This is a genomic window from Urinicoccus massiliensis (assembly GCF_900120405.1).
Taxonomy (GTDB): domain Bacteria; phylum Bacillota; class Clostridia; order Tissierellales; family Peptoniphilaceae; genus Urinicoccus; species Urinicoccus massiliensis.
Map to the genome: position 1 here is coordinate 673,856 of NZ_LT635492.1, position 18,229 is coordinate 692,084.

The 18,229-nt window shown below is 32.8% G+C and carries 18 protein-coding genes and 7 pseudogenes; all 25 read right to left on the reverse strand.

The genetic code is table 11. From position 1 onward, the window contains the following. Nucleotides 1–2: 2 nt before the first annotated feature. The 25 genes and pseudogenes from BQ7400_RS03645 to BQ7400_RS03750 all read right to left on the reverse strand — a co-directional run bounded on the left by BQ7400_RS03645 (nucleotide 3) and on the right by BQ7400_RS03750 (nucleotide 18,181). Nucleotides 3–1,205, reverse strand: a complete 1,203-nt coding sequence (locus BQ7400_RS03645) for an ABC transporter permease (protein WP_034440377.1) — start codon at nucleotides 1,203–1,205, stop codon at nucleotides 3–5. Then, a complete protein-coding gene (locus BQ7400_RS03650; RefSeq protein ID WP_072469516.1) occupies nucleotides 1,205–1,630 on the reverse strand; it encodes an FMN-binding protein in 426 nt (141 codons plus the stop codon). The genes BQ7400_RS03645 and BQ7400_RS03650 overlap by 1 nt, the downstream gene beginning before the upstream one ends. Next, nucleotides 1,627–2,346 (reverse strand): ABC transporter ATP-binding protein, encoded by a 720-nt coding sequence (locus BQ7400_RS03655; protein WP_034440370.1) that lies wholly within the window; start codon nucleotides 2,344–2,346, stop codon nucleotides 1,627–1,629. The genes BQ7400_RS03650 and BQ7400_RS03655 overlap by 4 nt, the downstream gene beginning before the upstream one ends. An 11-nt stretch (nucleotides 2,347–2,357) precedes the next feature. Next, nucleotides 2,358–3,506 (reverse strand): ABC transporter permease, encoded by a 1,149-nt coding sequence (locus tag BQ7400_RS03660; RefSeq protein ID WP_034440367.1) that lies wholly within the window; start codon nucleotides 3,504–3,506, stop codon nucleotides 2,358–2,360. Further along, nucleotides 3,496–4,779 (reverse strand): ABC transporter permease, encoded by a 1,284-nt coding sequence (locus tag BQ7400_RS03665; protein WP_034440365.1) that lies wholly within the window; start codon nucleotides 4,777–4,779, stop codon nucleotides 3,496–3,498. The genes BQ7400_RS03660 and BQ7400_RS03665 overlap by 11 nt, the downstream gene beginning before the upstream one ends. 8 nt (nucleotides 4,780–4,787) lie before the next feature. After that, nucleotides 4,788–6,011 carry a DUF2318 domain-containing protein gene (locus BQ7400_RS03670; RefSeq protein WP_072469656.1) on the reverse strand — a complete coding sequence of 408 codons (1,224 nt, stop codon included), beginning with the start codon at nucleotides 6,009–6,011 and terminating at the stop codon, nucleotides 4,788–4,790. A gap of 97 nt (nucleotides 6,012–6,108) precedes the next feature. After that, on the reverse strand, nucleotides 6,109–6,774 hold the full coding sequence (locus BQ7400_RS03675) for an iron transporter (protein WP_072469517.1): 666 nt from the start codon (nucleotides 6,772–6,774) through the stop codon (nucleotides 6,109–6,111). A 9-nt stretch (nucleotides 6,775–6,783) separates the two neighbouring features. Next, nucleotides 6,784–7,107: pseudogene (locus tag BQ7400_RS10380) on the reverse strand (FTR1 family iron permease); the annotation flags it as partial. A gap of 27 nt (nucleotides 7,108–7,134) precedes the next feature. Next, nucleotides 7,135–7,800 (reverse strand): iron transporter, encoded by a 666-nt coding sequence (locus BQ7400_RS03680; RefSeq protein ID WP_072469517.1) that lies wholly within the window; start codon nucleotides 7,798–7,800, stop codon nucleotides 7,135–7,137. A 9-nt stretch (nucleotides 7,801–7,809) separates the two neighbouring features. Next, nucleotides 7,810–9,147, reverse strand: a complete 1,338-nt coding sequence (locus tag BQ7400_RS03685) for an FTR1 family iron permease (RefSeq protein ID WP_072469518.1) — start codon at nucleotides 9,145–9,147, stop codon at nucleotides 7,810–7,812. Nucleotides 9,148–9,149: 2 nt separating this feature from the next. Next, entirely contained in the window at nucleotides 9,150–9,827 is a 678-nt protein-coding gene (locus BQ7400_RS03690) for an ABC transporter ATP-binding protein (protein ID WP_072469519.1), read from the reverse strand. Further along, a complete protein-coding gene (locus BQ7400_RS03695; RefSeq protein ID WP_072469520.1) occupies nucleotides 9,827–10,222 on the reverse strand; it encodes a DUF4418 family protein in 396 nt (131 codons plus the stop codon). Before BQ7400_RS03695 ends, BQ7400_RS03690 begins: the two co-directional genes overlap by 1 nt. 59 nt (nucleotides 10,223–10,281) lie before the next feature. Next, nucleotides 10,282–10,418 (reverse strand): annotated as a pseudogene (locus BQ7400_RS03700) (FeoB small GTPase domain-containing protein); the annotation flags it as partial. A 1-nt stretch (nucleotide 10,419) separates the two neighbouring features. After that, nucleotides 10,420–10,627, reverse strand: a pseudogene (locus tag BQ7400_RS10785) (FeoA family protein). Nucleotides 10,628–10,630: 3 nt separating this feature from the next. Then, nucleotides 10,631–10,846: a FeoA family protein gene (locus tag BQ7400_RS03705; RefSeq protein WP_342741510.1), complete on the reverse strand. Its 216-nt coding sequence runs from the start codon at nucleotides 10,844–10,846 to the stop codon at nucleotides 10,631–10,633. Between the two features lie 343 nt (nucleotides 10,847–11,189). After that, a pseudogene (locus BQ7400_RS03710) lies at nucleotides 11,190–11,294 on the reverse strand (replication initiator protein A); the annotation flags it as partial. Between the two features lie 82 nt (nucleotides 11,295–11,376). Continuing rightward, a complete protein-coding gene (locus tag BQ7400_RS03715) occupies nucleotides 11,377–11,658 on the reverse strand; it encodes a CD1845 family protein (protein ID WP_034440341.1) in 282 nt (93 codons plus the stop codon). A gap of 63 nt (nucleotides 11,659–11,721) precedes the next feature. Continuing rightward, a pseudogene (locus BQ7400_RS03720) lies at nucleotides 11,722–12,201 on the reverse strand (lysine--tRNA ligase); the annotation flags it as partial. A gap of 246 nt (nucleotides 12,202–12,447) precedes the next feature. After that, complete coding sequence (locus tag BQ7400_RS03725; RefSeq protein WP_072469522.1) at nucleotides 12,448–13,299, reverse strand: DegV family protein; 852 nt, start codon at nucleotides 13,297–13,299, stop codon at nucleotides 12,448–12,450. Further along, nucleotides 13,296–13,838: a DUF1836 domain-containing protein gene (locus tag BQ7400_RS03730; protein WP_072469523.1), complete on the reverse strand. Its 543-nt coding sequence runs from the start codon at nucleotides 13,836–13,838 to the stop codon at nucleotides 13,296–13,298. The genes BQ7400_RS03725 and BQ7400_RS03730 overlap by 4 nt, the downstream gene beginning before the upstream one ends. 328 nt (nucleotides 13,839–14,166) lie before the next feature. Next, the gene (locus tag BQ7400_RS10580; protein WP_180371946.1) at nucleotides 14,167–14,340 is read right to left on the reverse strand and encodes a hypothetical protein; all 174 of its coding nucleotides are present in this window, start codon (nucleotides 14,338–14,340) and stop codon (nucleotides 14,167–14,169) included. 73 nt (nucleotides 14,341–14,413) lie between these two features. After that, a pseudogene (locus BQ7400_RS03735) lies at nucleotides 14,414–15,257 on the reverse strand (MobQ family relaxase); the annotation flags it as partial. 45 nt (nucleotides 15,258–15,302) lie between these two features. Further along, the gene (locus BQ7400_RS03740) at nucleotides 15,303–16,457 is read right to left on the reverse strand and encodes an ISL3 family transposase (protein ID WP_180371947.1); all 1,155 of its coding nucleotides are present in this window, start codon (nucleotides 16,455–16,457) and stop codon (nucleotides 15,303–15,305) included. Nucleotides 16,458–16,603: 146 nt separating this feature from the next. Beyond that, nucleotides 16,604–17,407, reverse strand: a pseudogene (gene mobQ, locus BQ7400_RS03745) (MobQ family relaxase); the annotation flags it as partial. Between the two features lie 483 nt (nucleotides 17,408–17,890). Beyond that, nucleotides 17,891–18,181 (reverse strand): DUF3847 domain-containing protein, encoded by a 291-nt coding sequence (locus BQ7400_RS03750; RefSeq protein ID WP_072469526.1) that lies wholly within the window; start codon nucleotides 18,179–18,181, stop codon nucleotides 17,891–17,893. Between the last annotated feature and the right edge of the window lie 48 nt (nucleotides 18,182–18,229).

Below are 18,229 nucleotides of genomic sequence, written 5' to 3' on the forward strand. Positions count from 1 at the left end.
TTTTAATCATTATCTCTTTGCATCAATAATAATTCTACTTTATTTATTTTATTAATAGCAATAATTGAAGATATTGGTCCTAACAAGGTTCCCAAAATTATTACTATTATTAACATTAAAATCATAAGGAATATATTCGGTCTTAAAAAAGGCATATTCAAAAGTGATGAAAATATATTATTGAAAGTTATACTTAAAACAAAGGAAAGCACAGAACCTATGACTGCACCTGTACCATTAATTAGCATAGATTCAATAAGAACTACTTCACTGAGTTTTTTCTTTGTTGCTCCTAATATCCTTATGGTTGCAAATTCTCTTTTCCTTTCCTTAACTGATAAGGTATTTACAAGACTTAAAATAAAGAAAGCTAGTATCCAAATCAAAGCTATCAATATATACACATATACAAGCATGTTTTTTGCTGAATCTGAAACTTCTGTCATTATTTTTCTTGGCAATAAAGGATACACTTTTTCTTTTTTAAATTCTTCTTTAATAAGTTTTTGAATTGTTTTTGGATCTTTGTTTTTTTCAACTTTTACTAAAATAGAAGATATATCATCTTTTTTTGCCACCGGATGATTAATTATCTTTTCATATTCCTTGGCTAATCTATGAGTTTCTTCTATTGTCATAAAAACTGAATTATCAAAACCCATGCCAGTTTTTGCAAGCCTACCTCTTATCTCAAATTCTTGATTAAAAAATTTAACCTTATGATTAATAGTCCCCACAATGTTAGCACCTACAACAACTTGCCCAGCTTTAATTGGAGTTTTAATCTGTTTTTCAAGCCAAGGTTTAACGCTAAAGTCATCAGAAAAGTCAATTCCTATAACTTGAATGGGAAAAGAACAGCATCCAGCAGAAAGTGTAGCTAGATAAACTTGACCACAGGCTTTTTCAACTCCTGGTATTTTTTTTACTCTATTTAATATATCCTTGTCAAAAAAAAATGTATTAGGTTCTCCCCTTAATATTGCACCTGTAATTTTGGAATCATAACCTTCTGGGACTACTATAATGTCTGCTCCCATCCTATCTGATAGAGATTTCATGCCGTTTTTAAGAGAAAAAATTATAAATGATGACATGAATAAAATAAAAGTTAAAATTCCTACAAGTAAAATCAAGGTAATTGACCTTGCCTTTTTATTTTCTATATTCTTTTTTGCTAAATTAATTGTGTATAAATCTTTCATTATTTTGCACCATCAAGAGCATTATTGCAAGCTTCTATAAATTGCTTGTAAGTTTGTGTTGCCCCCGAAATAACGTCCACTCCTTCAGGATTTCCTTTTTCCACTAATCTATCTGGGTATGACTTTGCAAGATTTATAGCTTGTTGGGCTATCTTATATAGTCCTTCATTTTGGCTTTGACCATAAGATTCGTCCTTTTCTTTTCCATCTCCATCAATGTTTTGCATTGTGCAAGATTCAATCTTATTGTCTTTAACACTTATATCCACCTTTACAAGTCCGCCTCTTTCATCTTTGGCAGATTCTCCATGATATGTGCCGTCCTTATAGCTTACACTTGGAGCTTCTTCTTTTTTATCTCCTCCACAAGCAACTAGGCCAAGCCCCAAAGAAAAAATTATTAATACATTTAAAATTTTTCTCATATAAACTCCTTAAGTTTTTCATCTTTTTTTACAGAATCAAGAACTGGTCTTTTTCTTTTCATTTTTTCTTCTTTTGAAATTTTACCATGTTCAAGAGTTATCATTCTTTCAGATTCTTCACCGACTTCAGGGTCGTGAGTTACAACAATAATTGTTGATCCTGCATTGTGAAGTTTTTCAAATATGTCAAGAACTATATATTCATTCTTTTCATCCAAATTTCCTGTAGGTTCATCGGCTAAAAGTATTGTAGGATGATTAATAAGAGCTCTAGCAATGCATACTCTTTGTTGTTCCCCACCTGATAATTGGTTGGGTAAGTGCTTGGCTCTTTCAGCAAGACCTACTGCAGCCAAAGCTTCCATTGCTTCTTGTGCATCTGGCATAGAATGATAATATTGTGACATCATTACATTTTCCAAAGCACTTAAATAATTAACTAAATGAAATTGTTGGAAAATAAGTCCTATCTTATCCCTTCTAATAACTGTTAGTTCCTTAGGTGATTTTTTTGCTATATCTTCACCATCCAAAATAACTTCTCCAAGTGAAGGTTTATCCATGGCACCAATAATATTCATCATTGTTGTTTTACCAGAACCTGATGGACCCATTATAGAAATCCATTCGCCCTTTTCTACACTTAAATTGATTTTGTCAAGGGCTTTAAGTTCACCATAAATTTTTGAAACGTCTACGAGTTTTAATATATCCATAAAATTCCCTTCTATTCTCCACGAAGCACTAAAGCTGGATCAATATCAACAGTTTTAGATACTGGTATTAAAGATGCAACTATAGTTATTACTATACAGACAATAATTGTCATAGGTACTAAAAGAGGCAAGAAACTTACCTTTCTAGCAAATACCGAAATACTTACTCTATTGGCAAATATATATCCTAATGCAACACCTAAAAGTCCACCAAAAACCCCCAAAAATGCTCCTTCACCTAAAAAGTCAACGATTACTGACGAATTTGTGGCGCCCAAAGCTTTCTTAAGACCTATTTCTTTACGCCTTTCAGTTACAACAGCCATCATTGTTGTGGATACACATATCATCATTATGAATAATACTATTATCGTTACAATGAAGACAAGAGCTTGTAATTTGTTCAAAACTATATCTTGTGAGGCGGTAACTCTTTTTACCATTTGTGGAGTTAGAGATCCATCCTTTTGTGAAATATTTGATACTATTTTTGAAAGTTCATTTTGTTCAGCTTCTATTGAATATTCTACGACATCAAAATTTTTGTCTTTAACAAGCTTTGAAATATCATCAATACTCATAAAAATAAGTTCTTCTTCTTTACCACCTGTTGTTACAACTCCTGAAACAACAAAATTAGTATCTATAGAACCTTCTCCATAAACTTTGGGAGTATTTATAATAATTTTATCTCCCTCTTTTAATTCCAAAGCCTTTGAAACTTCATTACCTATTAAAACTTCTCTCGATTTTTCAGGCCATGAACCGTCAATAAGCCAGTATGGAGAATTTTCTTTCGCTCCCTTTAAATCTGTACCTGCAAGCATATAAGGTTGTTCATTAATTTTTGCATTTGTATAAATATAGGGTGCCTGACCGACAAGCTTTCCTGATGGAATTAACGATTTAATTTCATCTAACTGTTCATTGGTAATTTTTTTATCAGGGTTAGTGGGAATTACCAACATGTTTGCACCATAAGACCTGAATTCCTTACCCATTTGTCTAGGAATATCATAGTAAATAGTAACAAGCCCTGAAAGAATTGTTGCTCCCATAGCTATAGCAAGTAGTGCTGTTAACATTCTTGCACGTCTTCTTGCCAAGGAAGTCATTATCATTTTTAAATAAAATTTATTTTTACTTTGTTTACCTTCCATGTAGTACCTCCGTTGGATTTAAATTCAAGAGGTATCTTATAGCTGGTATTGAACCCAATATTGTAACAAGAATAATAAGGATTGCTACAATGGGAACTACCATAGCTGTTGGAGCTATTGCTGAGCCGAAAACTGTTAGACCAATAATCTGAGTAAGTAGCAGACCAACTCCGTAACCTATAACTGTTCCAAATATCGCTGTCAAAATTATTTCCACAAGAATTATACCAATTATCCTTCCATTTGACGCTCCTATAGCTTTTTGAAGTCCAATTTCATTAGATCTTTCCATTACAGATGCTGTAATAAGATTAGAAATACCAAGTCCTGAACCAATCAAAGTTAATACTGTAATTAAAACCATAAGAAGAGTAGTCTTATTTAAAATATCTCCTTCACTTTCTGCAACTTGGCGAATTGGCTTAGCTACAGAATCAGTCATTACTTCTGTTATTTGATAACAAATAGCAGAAACATAAGCTGTACAATACCATACTTCCCTTTCCTTAATAGTTAAAGATAGTGGGTTTTTGGCAGCCTTTCTTGCTAAGTCATTGTCTGGTGTAGTAAGAGCTGATACTTCAACTTTATTTACAACTCCAGTAGCTCCAGCAAATTCTTGTGCTGTTTTTAAAGTAGAATATATAAATGCATCTTCATCAGAACCTGATGAGAAAATACCCTTAACTTTTAATTTTTTGTCTAAATTATTGCTTTTTAGTTGGATTTCATCACCAACTTTAAATCCATTTCTATCTGCAAAAATCTTTCCAAGCATAACTGAATCGCTATCATTTTCTGATAACCACTCGCCTTGAACTTCCCACCAGTTTTTAAGTCTAATCATACCAGTATCAACTGATTCTCCAGTAGGCAAATTCATATGATTATTAAACCATGTTCCTACCATCTTAGTATGTTTAGAATCATTATTACAAGAAACCCAAGTGTTAAGATATGGCGTATAGTCTACAATATTGTAAGCCCAAAAAATAGTTTTAATGTTAGGAAGTTCTGATTCCTTTAAATATTTTTGAACCTGCCCCTCTTTTTCTTGCATGCCATACAAATCATCAAGAAGGGAAGCTTCCTTTGGCAATACATTAATATTTGCTCCATAGGTCTTTAATTCTTGATTAACTTTATCTCCAACACCGAGCATGGTATTTAACATTGAAGTGGCAAGAGAAGCTCCAAGGGCAACTGTAAATGCAATAAGAGCCATCTTTCCCTTTTGTCTAAAAAGCGCTCCTTTAACTATTCTCCAAAACATAAGCCCTCCTACTTAAATACATAAGACAATGCGTCAAGATCTTTTGGCGCAATCTTTATCTTTTTATCATGGACAATGTATGGGAAAGGTATCGGGTTACATCCACCCTTAAAACCTATTGTACCCCTATTCATTACAACGTCGCACAACTTACAAATAACATCATCGCCTCTTTCAAAATATCCAGATGGACCACATATCTCGCAGGCATCAAGTACAACTCCATAGGAACCTTCTGATTTTTTAATGCAGAAAAATCTCATTTGTGCACCATCCTTTGCCTTATACAAATATCTGTGCAAATGCATATCCTCTAAGCTACTTAAAGGAATAACAATCATTCCATTTTCAGTTTGATAATCTTCAGGTGGTGAAAGGGCCTGTTCCTTATTAGAATATGCCTTTCCAACCGTTAATGAAAAAGTATTAATAAATAGAACGGCAAGGAAAAAAATTGCCCAATGTCTTTTATTCTTCATTCTATACTTTATTTTTCTTAACTGAGCCCTATTGCTATAGTCTTCATTAACTTTAATATTTTGCTTGTATAAAATTACTGGAATAGCTATCATAATTAACATTGTTGCAAATAAAAACACATTTTCGTGATTAGCTATAAATGCAATAACTCTAAAAAAGTTAACATTTCTAGGAATAATCCCTTTAGAATAAAACCTTTGAATTATGATATTAAATTGGCTGATACCCGAGCATATCAAGCTCAAAAAAACAATAATCTTTAAGTTTTTACCTTCAAGTTTAACTGAGGACTTGTATATGGCAAGCCCTGATAAAATCATCATGATTATCCCAAAAACAAAGCCTAAAATCCTAAAAAGTACAATAGTTGAAACAGCACTTTCGCCATAATATACAAATTTGTTTGATTGGTTAAATACATACGGTAAATAATAAAAACAAATTCCTACAAGATATACAACAACCGATGATGAAATGAAGTTATCATAAATTTTAGCATTTATCTTATCTTCAAATATCATAAAAATTAATATTAAAAATACTGAGATAACTATGGGTACCATAGACCAGAAATTCAATTCTGTTCTATTAATAAAATTAGGTATATTTCTTATAATTATTGAAACAATTGCTGCAATTACCCCTAAAACTAAAGAAATTATAATAACATACTTTTTATATTTGCTCTCTTTAGTTGTATAATAGGCAAGTATTAAAGAAATCATTAGAGAAAAGGCTATTCCCGCCTCCATAACTTTAATAAAAATTTTTAAAATAATTTCACCCCCCCATAAATGCATATAAGGGGAACATGAATTCCCCTTATAAATATTATAAATTTTTAAAACTTTACCATTGTGGTCCGTTCCATTCGAAGTCAGTCCATTCTGCAACAAGTGGTTCTGTCCAGAATCTACCTGTTACACCAGTTTCTTTATCTACGTGTAGTAAGTAGTCATTGCCTGGTGCAGTAACTTCAAATTTTACATCATAAACGCCAACACCTTCGTCAAATTTAACATTTGCACCATAGTGTGGACCATCAGATGCGTTCATTGGCATGAAAGAAACTTCTTGAACATGATCTGAACCTTTCTTTTGTAAATAAGCTTTTACTTTTAACCATGGAACAAAATCACCAACACCATAACCTAATGTTGAACCTTCTTGTGATGCTGTAATGTCAGCTTCAATATGGCAGTCAGCTTCTTCTTTAGGAATTGAGTTCCCTGCTGGTTCCATATCAACTGGTTGGAAATATACACCGGAGATTACTAAAGGTCCTTTAGTTTGGTCATCGCCAATTGGAAATTCTTCAAATCCTGCATCTTCTCCTGGAGCTGCAGCTTTTGCATCTCCTGCTTCTTTCTTGTTTCCTTCAGCTGGTGCTTTTTCTTCTGTAGAAGTTTTAGCTGTATTATTAGCTTTTGTATCTTCTTTTTTACCACAAGCTGTAAACATTAATGCACACACAAGCGTCATAACAACAAGAAGTAAACTTTTCTTTTTTAACATAATACCCTCCTATTTTTTTTCTTGGCTGGTTTCAAGCTCAGCTCTAATTTTTTTGTTTCTATTATTTTGATAGATAACAGAAACAATGGTTACTACTAATAGAATAATTTGTGGGATAAGATTTTCATACCTATCGTATATTCCTATAGCTTCAGCAGACCATCCATTCATCCAAGGAACTATAGTTCTGCCAATTACATCTGCTTCTTGTAATTCTCCTATGCCCTTTCCTAAGAGAGACAAGCAAAGTATAAACATTAGCCAAGAAGTAAATGTAAAGAATGGTTTTAATGGTAGCCTTACAGAAACTTTAGCAATTAAATAATATACAATTTATAAATATTATAAATTTTTAAAACTTTACCATTGTGGTCCGTTCCATTCGAAGTCAGTCCATTCTGCAACAAGTGGTTCTGTCCAGAATCTACCTGTTACACCAGTTTCTTTATCTACGTGTAGTAAGTAGTCATTGCCTGGTGCAGTAACTTCAAATTTTACATCATAAACGCCAACACCTTCGTCAAATTTAACATTTGCACCATAGTGTGGACCATCAGATGCGTTCATTGGCATGAAAGAAACTTCTTGAACATGATCTGAACCTTTCTTTTGTAAATAAGCTTTTACTTTTAACCATGGAACAAAATCACCAACACCATAACCTAATGTTGAACCTTCTTGTGATGCTGTAATGTCAGCTTCAATATGGCAGTCAGCTTCTTCTTTAGGAATTGAGTTCCCTGCTGGTTCCATATCAACTGGTTGGAAATATACACCGGAGATTACTAAAGGTCCTTTAGTTTGGTCATCGCCAATTGGAAATTCTTCAAATCCTGCATCTTCTCCTGGAGCTGCAGCTTTTGCATCTCCTGCTTCTTTCTTGTTTCCTTCAGCTGGTGCTTTTTCTTCTGTAGAAGTTTTAGCTGTATTATTAGCTTTTGTATCTTCTTTTTTACCACAAGCTGTAAACATTAATGCACACACAAGCGTCATAACAACAAGAAGTAAACTTTTCTTTTTTAACATAATACCCTCCTATTTTTTTTCTTGGCTGGTTTCAAGCTCAGCTCTAATTTTTTTGTTTCTATTATTTTGATAAATAACAGAAGCAATGGTTACTACTAATAGAATAATTTGTGGGATAAGATTTTCATACCTATCGTATATTCCTATAGCTTCAGCAGACCATCCATTCATCCAAGGAACTATAGTTCTGCCAATTACATCTGCTTCTTGTAATTCTCCTATGCCCTTTCCTAAGAAAGACAAGCAAAGTATAAACATTAGCCAAGAAGTAAATGTAAAGAATGGTTTTAATGGTAGCCTTACAGAAACTTTAGCAATTAAATAATATACAATTGCAAGTATTATGGCGGCAACTAAAAGTCCAATCCACATATGCATTGGATTATCAGAAATGCCTGTTCTCATACCTTGGAAAAACAAAATAAGTTCTGCACCCTCTCTTGCTACTGCTAAGAATGAAGTGAAAGATAAGGCAAAATAATTACCCTTGGAAACAGATTGTTCAACTTTGTTTTTAATGTATCTATTCCAAACTTCAACTTCAGATTTAGAAAGCATCCAATTGGATACATAAAATAGTACGATAACAGCAAGAAACATCGCAATTCCTTCGAATATTTCTTGTCCCATTCCAGACTCAACTTCTCCCACTGTATTGGCGATGATATTAAATACTCCAGCTAGGACTGCTGAAAAAACAATGCCTAGCAAGGCTCCAATATATACACCTTTTAAATAAATTCTATTATTAGTCTTTGATAAATATGCAGCAATGGCAGCTACAACTAAAATGGCTTCAAGCCCTTCACGAAGTGTAAGTCCAAGAACTGCAAAAAATGTACCAAATCTTTTTAGCAGCTCTCCCAACAATTGACCTGTTGAAAGGCTATTTGCATCTTCTTGACTTTGACCACTGGACTTAGAATCTCCAGAGGTTCCATCAAGAGTATGAGCATCTTCATGAAGATAAGTTATAAGTGCATCAATTTCATCTTTAACTTCTTTTGGGTCTGCATCTTCTTTGATAGAATTTTTTGCTCTGTAAAATTGATGTTCAACCATTGAACCCCTTTGGCCTGAAATTGCAGACATAGTTGTTTTTTCAAATCCAATTTTTTCATAGAATTTAAAGTAAGCTACGTTAATTGCATCTGTGGCTGCTTTTTTAGCATCCTTATCTCCAGGCTTGTAAACTTCCACAGCTTTTTCTAAATGTTCTGACATAGCATCAGCGACTTCAACCCAGTTGCCATAATTTGTTTCTGCTGCAAAAACAGGCGTTAAAGTTAGGCTAATCATGATTACCATAATTGCAAAAATGCTAGTCATTTTCTTTAATAAATTCATCTCTATCCCCCCTTCTTTATTAAACTTCCATCTTCCATTTGGTAAAGTGTATTGCCGTATTTTAAAATATCAAGCTCATGAGTAACTATAATAAGCGCAGTACCTTTAGAATTTATTTTTTTTAATAAATCCATTATCTCCATAGTAGTATTTTTATCCAAATCACTTGTAGGCTCATCTAAAATCAAAAGCTCCGGCGAATTAATCATAGATCTGGCTATCAGCACTCTTTTTAGCTCTCCTCCAGATAAATTTTTAGCAAAATCATCCTTCAGATGCAAAATTCCCATCAAATCAAGGAGCATAGCTGCTTTTTCATAAGCAGATTCATCTCTTTTAAATAGATAATAAGGAAGAGACACATTCTCTAAAACATTTAAATTTGGAAGTGTTCCTAGACTTTGTGGCACAAAACCTATGATTTCATTCCTATATTTGCTAATTTCTCTATCAGAAAAATCACTTATATTTTTGCCCTTAGCAAAAATTTTACCTTCAGTCGGTTTTAATAAACCAGACAAAAGATTTAAAAAAGTTGACTTTCCAGAACCACTTCTGCCAATTATATTGACAAAATCTCCCTCCTTCAAGGTAAAATTTACATTTTTAACAGCAAAAAGCGTATTAGAACCTCTTTTGAAACTCTTGCTTAAATTTTCAGTTTCAATTATTGATTCCATTATGAATGTCTTTCTTTCATACAATAATAAATATTAACTAAAACCAATATACCTGCCAACAATGTGCAAAATGGAATGGTTTTTGCTCTGCATGCCATATCGGCTTTCATGCATCCACCAATAAGCACATGAGTGTTTAGTATCTCTAAAACACCAATTGCTATATTTGAAATAGCTAATCCTAAAGATATTTTTGAATCTTTAACTATAATAAAAATGATTGCTAACACTAAAATGACTGCACCAATACCCATAGTCATATTCCCCATCCAATGGCATTTCATAAACATTCCATCTTCCATAGGAGGACAAACGGGTGTTATAAATTTTGGTGCAAGCACTAACAAAAAACCTATAATAGCAGAAATATATCCTAAAATCTTCTTTCTACTCATTTGAATCATCCTTTCTACTTATCTTTATTAATAACATTGTAATATAAAAACGTGTTTATTTTTTTATACTTACCAGTCTTTTTTTCAACAGTTACCCCTGGCCAGTTACCAACATATTGGTTGGAACCAGTGAGGCCGTTAAAAAGTGTTGACTTCCCACTATTGGGTTGCCGGCAAGTGCAATAGTAATAGCCATCTTAGTCCTCCTTCTTTTCTATTTCTTCAATTGCAATTAATTCAGCATCTGCTTTTCTAATGCTAAGTTCATAATGTCTAATATTAATTTGCACAGGGTCGCCAAGTGGCGCCACCTTCCTTATGTAAATTTCTGATCAGAGGACCAGAACCATTGATTTTTTTAACGATGTAGTATTTTCCTACAACTGCATCTCTTAAAGTTTGCAAGTCTTACATCTCCTCTACTAATATTTTTTTCGCTATATCTTTTCCGATTGCAACTCTGGAATCTTTAACATATACAATTAAATTACCATCGTTCTCATTAACAACTTTTATAACTGCATCTTTGACAAAATCAAGATTCGCCAGGTGGGACTCAGTTACATTACTATCTCCTAAAGACCTAATCCTTAAAATCTTATAATTAACATTTAAGGGTGCCATTACTAAGCTAAGCATCTAACCACTCGTTTCTAGTTTTAATTTTATCAAAATAAATTAATACTTGAATTTGATTATCGCTTTCGTAATTATTATAACATAGGAAATTGAAAATTTAAATCAATTTTCCAGTTTTTTAAAAAAGGGCATATTTTTAAGATTGAGAATATTTTTAATTTATCTTTCTTATGTTGCCTTGTATATTATAATTTTCTTTTTTATTATAATTTTCTTTTTTTATTGGCCTATATAATAGAAGAACTTTAATAAAAAAGGCTCGTTTATTTTTTGTTAGATAGTAATTTTTAGTAATTTTATAAGTAAACCTTATTCTCAAAATAATTTATTTAATAGAAATGCTCTCAAAAATCCCATCTTCCAGCAATACCATAGGCAACCTAATGAAGTTATACATTTCAGATTGCCTATTATAAAAATAATCAAAATTCATCCCTACCTCCTTTCTTTGAAATAAAAAAGACGACAGAATTATTGATTTCTATCGTCTACGGTTGTCTAATATTTATTTTTCTTTAAATAGATTTTATTGTATAGTTTAATAATTCTAATAATCCAATAACATATATACCTAATTTAGGTAATCCAAATGGGCTAAATAAAAATGCTAAGATTAGTGCTTCAATTACAATTTGATTATCTCCTTGAAATATGCTAGCTAATCCAATTATAAAAATTAAAGTAGAAACTACGCTTAACAACGCAGTACTCAAACTTAATATGAAGGTTAAAAAGGCTATGAGCAAACTCAGCACTAATCTTATCGGTAATAAAATTATTCTAATTATCCATCTCATACATACCCCTAAAAATTAAACTGGGATTCATAACAAACCCCAGTTTCATAATTAGCGTGTTCTTTAATATAATTTTGATCCTGCTGGAATATTATCATCCAACATTATTAAGTTAAGTTTTTCTTCTCCGTCGTACTCGCAAATTGCAGATATAATCATACCTTCTGAGTCGATTCCCATCATCTTACGTAGAGGAAGATTACAAATCGCAAGCAGTGTCTTTCCAATTAAAGACTCTGCGCTGTAATATTCCTTAATACCAGATAAAATAACTTTTTCTTTTTCAGAACCATCATCTAATGTAAATTTCAATAGTTTTTTTCATTTTGGAACCTCTTCGCAGTTCTTGACTTTTACAACTCTAAAATCAGATTTTGAGAATGTATCAAAATCAACCATATCTTCAAATAATGGCTCTACTTTTACTTTTGAAAAGTCGATTTTTTCTGTCGTAAGTTTGTCGTAAGTTTCGTAAGTTTCTTTTGACAAATCCCCATTTTCTGCCTTTTCTAAGCCTATTGGCTTCATTGTTGGAATATATAATCTGTATTTCTTCATTGTTCATTGATTTTATTTCTTCTGCGCTTTTATATGTTTTGTATGTTCCGTCTTCATTTATTAGTTTTACTATGATCATTATATAAACATGAATATTTTGATTTCCCTATCTACTTTCATCATGAATTATTAGGTCTACTATCATTCCTTCTTCTACAAAGTTGGCTTGTATATATTTTTCCTGCAATAATCCCAAAAAAGGCTTAAGAGTCATCTCCTAAGCTTTTCATCTTATAATTTATAATATGCAATACCCAAAAGACCTCTACCTGTGTGTGTTGCTAGTGTTGGTGCTATCTGTTCTTCAACGTAAATTTTTGCTCTATCAACTTCACCTTTTAATGCTTCCTTAGCTAGCATCAATGCCTCAGGATTTGAGCCATGGCAAATAGATAGGTAATAATCTTTGGTGCCACTAAGTTCTTTCTTAACCCTTTCAATAAGTTTTTTTTGCGCCTTGGCAAACCCCCTGACCTTGTCGATGGCGTAGTAAATACCGTCCATATTGCATGTGATTATTGGCTTTATATTTAAAATTTGACCTATGGCGCCTTGAACTTTGCCAATCCTACCGCCTTTGATTAAGTGATCTAATTCTGGTATTGCAAAATACGTCTTAGACCTCATATTATCCCTATCATCTGTCATTATTTTAATAATTTCATCAGCACTGTGACCCTCATCTCTAAGGCTTGCTGCTCTATAGCCGTAAAATCCTGCACCAATAGCAACATTTTTTGTGTCGAAAACTTTCACCTTGCCGCCATAGTCGTTAGCTGCAAGATTTGAAAGATTATTCACACCGCTTAAACCTGATGAAACTGTGATGATTAAAACTTCATCGGCACCCGATGCAAATTCTTTATCAATTGCTTCTTTCACTTCTGTTGGTGATGGTATACTTGTCCTAGGAAGTTCCTTATCAAGTAAATCATAAAACTCATCCTTTTCTATATCAATTAAATCTCTGTATGATTTGTCCGAAAAGTGAACCCATAAAGGCAGCATAGCCATATTTAATTTTTGATATGCTTCTTTTGGCACATCACAAGCCGTATCTATAATTAATCCTAATTTACTCATTTGTCCTCCTTAGCTTTTAAAAGCTCGTATTCTAATAATTTTTGTGTAATAACTTTAGTGCAAACGCTGACAATGGCAAGGGTCAAGCCATTTCTATTGTCAAGATCTATATTGATAGATGCTGTGCCTTTAATCTCAGGGCTATCTTGCTTCTCCAAGATGTTTATGACTAATCTCAACACTTCTTCCACTTTGTTACAAAAGTAGTTGTACGACTCTTCTATAGAGCTCTTCTTAAGCTCGAATAAAATGCCATCATCAATCTCAGCCATAGTTAAAATGTTTTTCAAAACAGTAATCACTATACAATAAGCGATGTGATCACGATAATAGCGCTTTTTGATTGGGCCCGGTATAAGTTTATGCTTGACATAATTATTGACCATAGACTTTGTTAATTTATTGTCCTCATCAAACATCACTTCCAAAGTTTTATTAACAATCTCAACTAACTGCTCTAAATATATACCAAAGTCAGGCAAGTCCTTGTATCTTGGAATCTTAAATTCACTAATACCACTCAAATTTTTATTTATCATATTACCTCCACCTAGTATTTAATACTATATCTATAGTTTCCCGTAACTAGATTATAAAGTCAAGCATTTTTTATAAATTTTCTAATATCCTCACCAAAAGATTTCAAGAATGAGCAAAAACCTTATTTATTTCTTCGTTTATCATGTTTTATCTCCTTTGTTTGAATTAAAAAAAGGGAAGTATAGGCTTTAATTTTTCTATACTTCCCTTTGATTGTTTTTATTTGGTTGTTGGTGATGGTGGAATGCTTTATTTTTATGTTTTTATAGCTTACTTAGGTCTTTGTACCTTTTGTTGTTTTTCTACTCTTATTTTGCTTTTCCACCTTTAGTAGTTTATGTGCGTTCTTTTATCTGATAGATAGTTTTTCATATCGGAATAAATAATCTGTATTTCCTCATTGTTCATCGCTTTTATTTCTTCTGTGCTTTTATATGTTTTGTATGTTCCATCTTGGTCTGCTTTTATAAGTTCGTCTATTAGCTCTTGCTTTTTATTCATCTCTATTACCTCCTAGATCTGCCTTTATTTTCTTGGTCATATTATAGCTTGGATAAGATATTTTTACCAGGTCTTATCTTTCTTGATTTTTGTAATAGTCTTTAGTCATTTGTCTTTTTTTTATTAAAACTATCACTATCTTGCTTATACTCTTTTATCTTTTCTATGATACTTTCTTTTTCTCCTCTCTTAATTGCCTTGTCAATTTCTATTGATAGGTCGATACCATATTCTTCATTGACTACTTCTACTGCATATTTAATATGGTTTATTTCCTTGTATCTTTCCCTTATCTTTTCTGACTCTGTGTTTAATTTACTGATTTCGTCTTCTAAGTTTTTAATTTCTCCTAACCATTCTTTTTCTCTTAAATTTTTCTTTCCACTTATTTTTTCAATTAAGTTCCTTGCCCTTATATGTTGGTCTATTTCCTTTTGATTATTCTTGTAGAAGCTTTCTTTGAATATTTTCTTGTTCTCATAGTTTTGGTAGGTTTCTTTTGTTTTTCTTACAGTCTTTGCATAGGCTAAGCATTTGTTAAGGTCTTCTATCTTTTGACTATTTTCTTTTATGGTCTTATATATTTCAGAGTTTTTACTTCTTAGGGTATTTATATGCCCTTGTAAGTCTGATATGGTTTTTATTTTGTTTTCTCTTAGATAATTTATTCCACTTGCATATCTTTTTAGATCATAGATTGCCTTATTTCTTTTGCCATAAAATGATAATTCAGCTCTATTATTTTCTTGCATTTCTTGATAAAAACTTAAATATTTATATAGGTTAAAGAGTCCTGATTCATTTTCGATTTGCTTTTTACTTTGGTCTTTATATTCCCTGTATGATTCTTTTAGCTTATCTTTGAAGCCTGCTAACCATGATGTTATTTTCTTTATTTCATTTCCTATGTTTTTTAAGGCTCTTTGTCAAATGTTGGGGCGAGATCTATTCTCGCCCCTTTCTTATGCTCGAAAGACCATTAAAATACGACTCTTAAAGTTCTCAAAATTCCGATACCCATAGGAAACCCGTTTAATCACTTTGATTTTGTTGTTAAAGCCTTCTGTTTGTCCATTGGTGATGCCTGTGGAAAAGGCGTTTAGGATTTCTTCTTTCCAGTTTTCATAGGCCCGAATACTGGCTTTAAATTCCTTTAATCCACTTTCTTTAGCAACCCACAGCCACTTGTCTAAGGCCTGTCTTGCTTCTTCTTTGCTGGAGGCATCTAAGACGTCATAAAAGCGTTCTTTTAAAAGATAAGCTTCTTTGATTTCCTTGTCTTGCCAAAGCATTAGCTCCAATTTTTCTTTTTCTTCGGGGCTTAGCCGACTGCCTTTTTTCCGTAGGATGGACTTGGACCGTTTAAAGTAGAGGCGATACTTTGCATCCCTTGTCTTTTGTCGTGTCTTGCGGACATTCTCTAAGGCCCAAAAGACTTGTCTTGCAAAATGAAACTTATCCGCAATGAAGGTGGCTTGAGGGAAGAATTCCTTTAAGACGGCGTAGAAAAGATGACTCATATCCATAACCACATACTTCACCCTTCTTCGTTCTTCCTTGGGAAAAGAAGAAAAGTAGTCCATCAAAGCCTTTTTTCGTCGAGAGGGTAAAATATCCAGTACCTGGTGATGGATTGGATCCACTAGAATACATTGGTATTTATCCCCACCAGCATTTCCCTTAAACTCATCCATACTTAAGACCCGAGGAAGATTTGGCCGCCTCCTTGGAGCCAACTTTAGATAGTTTGTGAGACAAGAGGAAGATAAACCCAAGTCCTTGGCAATGGAGGATAAAGACCGGACCTGTTTTAATTGGTCTTGGATAAAGAAGTGGAGATCCTTAGTCCGTCTAGAATAGGGAGCTAAGAAATCCAAAGACTCATAAAAGCGCTTCTGACAATGAGGACAAACAAAGCGCTTCTTCCGAAGAAAAAGAAAGACCTTCCGTAAGCCAATAGGCGTGTGTTGGATCCTTTGCAGACGATAATCATGGATGCGAGAGGTCTTATGACCACAAACAGGACAAAGTCCCTCCTTGTATAAAGAATGGAGTTTTACATCAATGTGATCATCAAAAGAGACCACCTCGTCAATAGAGACACCTTTTAAATTCAATAGATTTGTGTTAGTATAGTTTTGCACTTATCTCACCCTTTCTGTTTAGTGTGGTAACTTTATTGTAAAGGAAAAAAGAGATAAGTGCATTTTTTATGGCAAAAAATAAATGTTGGAGTCTAGGGGGACCCCAACATTTATTATAGAACCTTTTTTAATAGTTCATTCTGTTTTTTTATTTCACGATTTATATCTCCTTTTTCCGTTCTTATTCCTTTTCTTTCCATTGCACTAGCACTTGCTCCTAGATGTATTGTTGGTATTTGTTTTATGCCTTGTCTTTTAAAACTCCTATGGTCTACTCTTTTTTCTATATTATTTTTTTCTAGATATTCATTACAAAGGTCTGAAAAATTTTCTCTCCATTTTTCTACATTGCCTTTATCGTTCCAGGTTGTTAGTTCTACTTTTCTTGTTTTAGGTTTTCCATTTTTGTTTAATACTTTTTCTCCTTTTCCATCTAGGATATATTCTTTTTTATTTTTTTGACCCCATGTTCCATCTTCATTTATTGGTCTTACTATGGTCATTATATGAGCATGAATGTTTTGATTTCCCTCTCTACTTTCATCATGAATTGCTAGGTCTACTATCATTCCCTCCTTTACAAAATTGTTTTGAACATATTCTTCTATCATCTTTTTATTTTCTTCTATGTTTAACTCTTTTGGTAGGGATATGATAAAGTTTCTTGCAAGTTGGGCATTAGAATTTTTCTCAAATAGTTCTACCGAGTTCCACAATGTTTTTCGGTCTTTATATTCTTCTGGTGCGTGATCTGGCAAAAATATTTCTTTGCTAATTACTCCTTGTTTTTTGGTGTAGTCATGGGCTACTCCGTCCCATTTATTTTTTATTTTTTCTCCACTTATATATGCTGCACTTGCTACTGCACTTTTTCCTTTTCCTCTTGATATTATGTTTACTGAAAAATGAAAACTGTCTGCCATTTTTATCACTTCCTTTCTTTTTTGTTGTTTTAGGTGGAGGCTTAATAGATTTCTATATCCACTTTGTGAATGAGCGTTTTGAAATACCCTTTGCCTAATCATTCAATCCACTCGCAAGCTCGTGGTGAATGATTGGCAGGGGCAGACCCTGATAGAATTAAAAAAGTCGACTACTGAATTAATTTTGTTGTTTCACCCTTACGGGTACAGGCAGTTAGTCGGCTTAATTGTTTTGTTCATTTCAAATTTTAAAAGTCAAGGGCGAGCCTTAGCGAGTTTATTTACCCTTGACTTTTAATACCCTCGCCTGATTATCTCTACAACTCAAATAAATTTTCGTTGGAGATAATTGGCTGGGGCAGACCCAAAGCGAATGGTTGTTGGTCGCTGCAAGGGTTTGGCTCTAAAGGCACGCAAGCACCCTTTAGGGTGTATAATTGCGCCCTTAGAAAATCTAAGGGAGATTTGATTATTTTATTTTTTCTAATTTTCTCTCATTATTTTTAGTGTTTCTTTGAATTCTTTTGTCTTTGTTGCTTCTTCTACTAGGATTTTTATTTCTTCATCTGTTAGTTCTTCTGCATTTTCTATAAGGCTTTCTAAGATTGCTCCTCTTGTTATTAGCCTATGAGTTCTTTCTTTTCTTTTTTTCACTATGTCTTGTTTTAATATCTTTTTTTCTTGATTTTTTAGTTGCCTTAATCTTTCTTCTGTATCGTCTATTTTATCTTTTATTTCTCTGTACTCTTTTCTTATTTTTTCTAAATTTTTCATTTTCTTGTTTCCTTTCATTTATATATCAAATAAAAAGCGACTAAGAAT

Bases quoted from the DNA above. Each gene is read 5' to 3' on its own strand.
- BQ7400_RS03645 (WP_034440377.1), bottom strand. From the start codon at position 1,205: ATGAAAGATTTATACACAATTAATTTAGCAAAAAAGAATATAGAAAAT.
- BQ7400_RS03650 (WP_072469516.1), bottom strand. From the start codon at position 1,630: ATGAGAAAAATTTTAAATGTATTAATAATTTTTTCTTTGGGGCTTGGC.
- BQ7400_RS03655 (WP_034440370.1), bottom strand. From the start codon at position 2,346: ATGGATATATTAAAACTCGTAGACGTTTCAAAAATTTATGGTGAACTT.
- BQ7400_RS03660 (WP_034440367.1), bottom strand. From the start codon at position 3,506: ATGGAAGGTAAACAAAGTAAAAATAAATTTTATTTAAAAATGATAATG.
- BQ7400_RS03665 (WP_034440365.1), bottom strand. From the start codon at position 4,779: ATGTTTTGGAGAATAGTTAAAGGAGCGCTTTTTAGACAAAAGGGAAAG.
- BQ7400_RS03670 (WP_072469656.1), bottom strand. From the start codon at position 6,011: ATGGAGGCGGGAATAGCCTTTTCTCTAATGATTTCTTTAATACTTGCC.
- BQ7400_RS03675 (WP_072469517.1), bottom strand. From the start codon at position 6,774: ATGTTAAAAAAGAAAAGTTTACTTCTTGTTGTTATGACGCTTGTGTGT.
- BQ7400_RS03680 (WP_072469517.1), bottom strand. From the start codon at position 7,800: ATGTTAAAAAAGAAAAGTTTACTTCTTGTTGTTATGACGCTTGTGTGT.
- BQ7400_RS03685 (WP_072469518.1), bottom strand. From the start codon at position 9,147: ATGAATTTATTAAAGAAAATGACTAGCATTTTTGCAATTATGGTAATC.
- BQ7400_RS03690 (WP_072469519.1), bottom strand. From the start codon at position 9,827: ATGGAATCAATAATTGAAACTGAAAATTTAAGCAAGAGTTTCAAAAGA.
- BQ7400_RS03695 (WP_072469520.1), bottom strand. From the start codon at position 10,222: ATGAGTAGAAAGAAGATTTTAGGATATATTTCTGCTATTATAGGTTTT.
- BQ7400_RS03705 (WP_342741510.1), bottom strand. From the start codon at position 10,846: ATGGCACCCTTAAATGTTAATTATAAGATTTTAAGGATTAGGTCTTTA.
- BQ7400_RS03715 (WP_034440341.1), bottom strand. From the start codon at position 11,658: ATGAGATGGATAATTAGAATAATTTTATTACCGATAAGATTAGTGCTG.
- BQ7400_RS03725 (WP_072469522.1), bottom strand. From the start codon at position 13,299: ATGAGTAAATTAGGATTAATTATAGATACGGCTTGTGATGTGCCAAAA.
- BQ7400_RS03730 (WP_072469523.1), bottom strand. From the start codon at position 13,838: ATGATAAATAAAAATTTGAGTGGTATTAGTGAATTTAAGATTCCAAGA.
- BQ7400_RS10580 (WP_180371946.1), bottom strand. From the start codon at position 14,340: ATGAATAAAAAGCAAGAGCTAATAGACGAACTTATAAAAGCAGACCAA.
- BQ7400_RS03750 (WP_072469526.1), bottom strand. From the start codon at position 18,181: ATGAAAAATTTAGAAAAAATAAGAAAAGAGTACAGAGAAATAAAAGAT.